The 4,098-nt window shown below is 72.0% G+C and carries 2 protein-coding genes; both read left to right on the plus strand.

All coding sequences use genetic code 11. The features are described from left to right. Window positions 1–278 precede the first annotated feature (278 nt). Window positions 279–1,205: a homoserine kinase gene (gene thrB, locus ACFXA3_RS37500; RefSeq protein WP_054224690.1), complete on the plus strand. Its 927-nt coding sequence runs from the start codon at window positions 279–281 to the stop codon at window positions 1,203–1,205. Window positions 1,206–1,639: 434 nt separating this feature from the next. After that, window positions 1,640–3,748 carry a transcription termination factor Rho gene (rho, locus tag ACFXA3_RS37505; RefSeq protein WP_385194896.1) on the plus strand — a complete coding sequence of 703 codons (2,109 nt, stop codon included), beginning with the start codon at window positions 1,640–1,642 and terminating at the stop codon, window positions 3,746–3,748. Window positions 3,749–4,098: the final 350 nt, after the last annotated feature.

Raw genomic sequence — 4,098 nt, forward strand, 5'->3', positions numbered from 1 at the left:
CCGCAGAGCCTGCGGAATCCGGCAACTCAGGTCGTACGGCACAAAAGTCAGCGGTATTCGGCGCAATCCTGCGGAAGACACCGACACGCATCGTGCGCCTCCTGTGCGCCCTATGTCGCGAGAGAACCTTCCTTCGATACGCTGTACTTACATCCGCCACCGCGCATATGACCGTGGTGCTGCCCAGAGGGCCTTCGGGTGTCGTACGTTCTCCAGTACATTCGCAGCGAGCCAGCGAAGATCTCGTCTCGCACAGTCACAAGGAGTGTCATCGGACGATGGCCGGTCCAGCCTTCCGCGCCGCCGCCGTACGGGTGCGCGTCCCCGCCAGCAGCGCCAACCTCGGCCCGGGCTTCGACGCCCTCGGCCTGGCCCTGGGGCTCTACGACGACGTCGTCGTCCGGGTGGCCGACTCGGGGCTGAACATCGACATCGCGGGTGAGGGTGCCGACACCCTCCCGCGGGACGAGAGCCACCTGCTCGTACGGTCCATGCGCACCGCCTTCGACCTGCTGGGCGGCCAGCCGCGCGGCCTGGAGGTCGTCTGCGCCAACCGCATCCCGCACGGCCGCGGCCTCGGGTCCTCCTCCGCCGCCATCTGCGCCGGAATCGTCGCCGCCCGCGCCGTGACCATAGGCGGCGAGGCGAAGCTCGACGACGCGGCGCTGCTCGAACTGGCCACCGAGATCGAGGGCCACCCCGACAACGTCGCCGCCTGTCTCCTCGGCGGCTTCACCCTCGCCTGGATGGACGGCGGCAGCGCCAGGGCGATCCGTATGGAGCCCGCCGATTCCATCGTTCCGGTGGTCTTCGTCCCGTCCAAGCCGGTCCTGACCGAGACCGCGCGCGGCCTGCTGCCGCGCAATGTCCCGCACGTGGACGCGGCCGTGAACGCGGGCCGGGCGGCCCTGCTCGTCGAAGCCCTGACCAGGCGTCCCGAGTTGCTGCTGCCGGCCACCGAAGACCGGCTCCACCAGGAGTACCGGTCCCCGGCGATGCCGGAGAGCGTCGCACTCGTCAACCGGCTGCGGGCGGACGGCATCCCCGCGGTCATCTCCGGCGCGGGCCCCACGGTCCTCGCGCTGGTCGACAACGGCGCGGCCGACAAGGTCGCGCAGCTCGCGGGCGAAGGGTGGGCGGCGAACCGGCTCGCCCTCGACGCCGCGGGCGCGAGCGTACTTCCGCTGGGCACCCAGGGCGGCTAGGCCGTACGGGCACACCCGCCAGGGGCGGGCGGCCGGGGCAGGCCGCCCGCGCGGAAGGCGCGATTGCCGGTGATTGAGAGGGGGAATATCTGTTGGATCCGGTAGTGTTAGTCTCAAGTGCGCATCCGAAGCCGCCATGGCTCGGTGCTCAGTGTCCCCATCCGGGACCACCTTTCTTCCGGGAGCCTCCCCGACTGCTTTGATCGCTGCCAGCAGTTTCGAGCACGCTCCGGAATCGGCGTGACATTCCCACGCTTCCAGCTCGGGGGCTTCTCGCCGGAACCACCCATGCACGTTTCTCTCCGCCGTATTTCTATCGGCGGACCACCGCCCCGGCTGCGGTCCGTAACCCGTCAGGTCATGGACTGCCGTCGGACAGCACAACCGGTCGCCGAGCCAGACAGGCCGACGTCCGCTCCAGGGAAGGACCCTTCGTGAGCGACACCACCGATCTGATGGGCGCTGCCGACACCAATGTCGACACCAGTGCCCCCGCCGCGGCAGCCGCGCCCAAGCGCCGCCGCTCCGGTACCGGCCTCGACGGCATGGTCCTGGCCGAGCTCCAGCAGGTCGCGTCGGGCCTCGGCATCAGGGGCACCGCGCGGATGCGCAAGAGCCAGCTGATCGAGGTCATCAAGGAGGCGCAGGCGGGCAGCAGCGCCCCCAAGGCCGCGGCTCCCGCCGCGGACGCCGCCGAGGCCAAGCCGAAGCGCCGCGCCACCAGCAAGGCCCGTACGGGCGAGGCCGCCGCCGAGGCGCCCGCCGAGAAGCCTGCCGCGCAGGCGCAGATCGAGATCCCGGGCCAGCCGGCAGGCGGCCCCTCCCGCTCGAGCGCAGCCGAGAGCGGGGGAGAGGACGCCCCGGCCGGCGAGCGCCGGCGCCGTCGGGCCACGGCCCCCTCCGGCAGCCCGGAGTCCGCGGCCCCCGCCGCCGTGCAGGTCGAGGCGAAGACCGAGACCGTCACCGCGACCGCTCCGGCCGAGACCAAGGCCGAGGCCGCCACCGCCGTCTCCGCGCCCGCCCAGGAGGGCGAGGGCCGCGGCCGGCGTGACCGCCGCGACCGCGGTGACCGCGCCGAGCGCGGCGAGGGCCGCCGCGACCGCCGTGACCGCGGCGCCAAGGCCGACGACCAGGGCCAGGGCCAGGGCGGCCAGGCTCAGGGCCAGGGCGGCCAGGGCCAGGGTGGCCAGGGCGGCGGCCGTCAGGACCGCCAGCAGCAGGGCGGCCGTCAGGACCGTCAGCAGCAGGGCCAGCAGGGTCGCCAGGACCGCCAGGACAACGGCCCGCAGGACGACTTCGACGACGAGGGCGGCCGCCGTGGCCGCCGGGGCCGTTACCGCGACCGCCGCGGCCGTCGTGGCCGCGACGAGTTCGCGCCGAACGAGCCGCAGGTCGCCGACGACGACGTCCTGATCCCCGTCGCGGGCATCCTGGACATCCTCGACAACTACGCGTTCATCCGGACCTCGGGCTACCTGCCCGGCCCGAACGACGTGTACGTCTCCCTCGCCCAGGTCCGCAAGGCCGGTCTGCGCAAGGGCGACCACACCACCGGTGCGGTGCGCCAGCCCAAGGACGGCGAGCGCCGCGAGAAGTTCAACGCCCTCGTGCGTCTGGACTCGGTGAACGGCATGGCACCCGAATCCGGCCGCGGCCGCCCGGAGTTCCAGAAGCTGACCCCGCTGTACCCGCAGGACCGGCTCCGCCTGGAGACCGACCCGGGCGTGCTGACGACCCGCATCATCGACCTCGTGTCGCCGATCGGAAAGGGCCAGCGCGGCCTGATCGTGGCCCCGCCGAAGACCGGCAAGACCATGATCATGCAGGCGATCGCCAACGCGATCACCACCAACAACCCCGAGTGCCACCTGATGGTCGTCCTGGTCGACGAGCGTCCGGAAGAGGTCACCGACATGCAGCGGTCGGTCAAGGGCGAGGTCATCTCCTCGACCTTCGACCGCCCGGCCGAGGACCACACCACCGTCGCCGAGCTGGCCATCGAGCGCGCCAAGCGTCTCGTCGAGCTGGGCCACGACGTGGTCGTCCTGCTGGACTCCATCACCCGTCTGGGCCGCGCGTACAACCTCGCGGCGCCCGCCTCCGGCCGCATCCTGTCCGGTGGTGTCGACTCGACCGCGCTGTACCCGCCGAAGCGCTTCTTCGGTGCCGCGCGCAACATCGAGGACGGCGGCTCGCTGACCATCCTGGCCACCGCGCTGGTCGACACCGGCTCGCGCATGGACGAGGTGATCTTCGAGGAGTTCAAGGGCACCGGCAACATGGAGCTCAAGCTCGACCGGAAGCTCGCCGACAAGCGCATCTTCCCGGCCGTCGACGTCGACCCGTCGGGCACCCGCAAGGAGGAGATCCTCCTCAACAGCGAGGAGCTCGCCATCGTCTGGAAGCTGCGCCGGGTGCTGCACGCGCTCGACTCGCAGCAGGCCATCGAGCTGCTCCTCGACAAGATGAAGCAGACGAAGTCGAACGCCGAGTTCCTGATGCAGATCGCCAAGACGACCCCGTCGGGCAAGAACGACGACTGACGTCCGCGCCGCGCATCACCGTGACCCCCCCCCCCCCCCCCCCCCGCGGGGGGGGGGGCCCCCCGCGTTTCCGGGTGCGAGTTCCGCCACAGTCGCCGTTTTCGTGAACCTTCCGGGCATGCGGTGCGTGCCCCGGGGAAATCGCAGGTGGGCGCCTTGTCGCGGGGCGCCTCTCGCGTCCGGGCCGCCGCGGGGGCCCGGTCCGGGCACCCCGCCAGCCGTGGAACCCTGGGGGCCGTTCGGCCGTCTGTGTCAGAGGGCGGTGCGGGAGGCCACCGGGCCGGTGGCCCGGCCGGAAACGTACTCAGGAGTGTGGAGAGCAGGAGCGAGGTGAGCAGGGGCGGCGGCAG

This window comes from Streptomyces sp. NPDC059456, from assembly GCF_042750055.1.
In the GTDB taxonomy this organism is placed as follows: domain Bacteria; phylum Actinomycetota; class Actinomycetes; order Streptomycetales; family Streptomycetaceae; genus Streptomyces.

What these genes read in the sequence shown, in the direction of transcription:
- thrB (WP_054224690.1), top strand. Translation starts at nt 279, where the DNA reads ATGGCCGGTCCAGCCTTCCGCGCCGCCGCCGTACGGGTGCGCGTCCCC.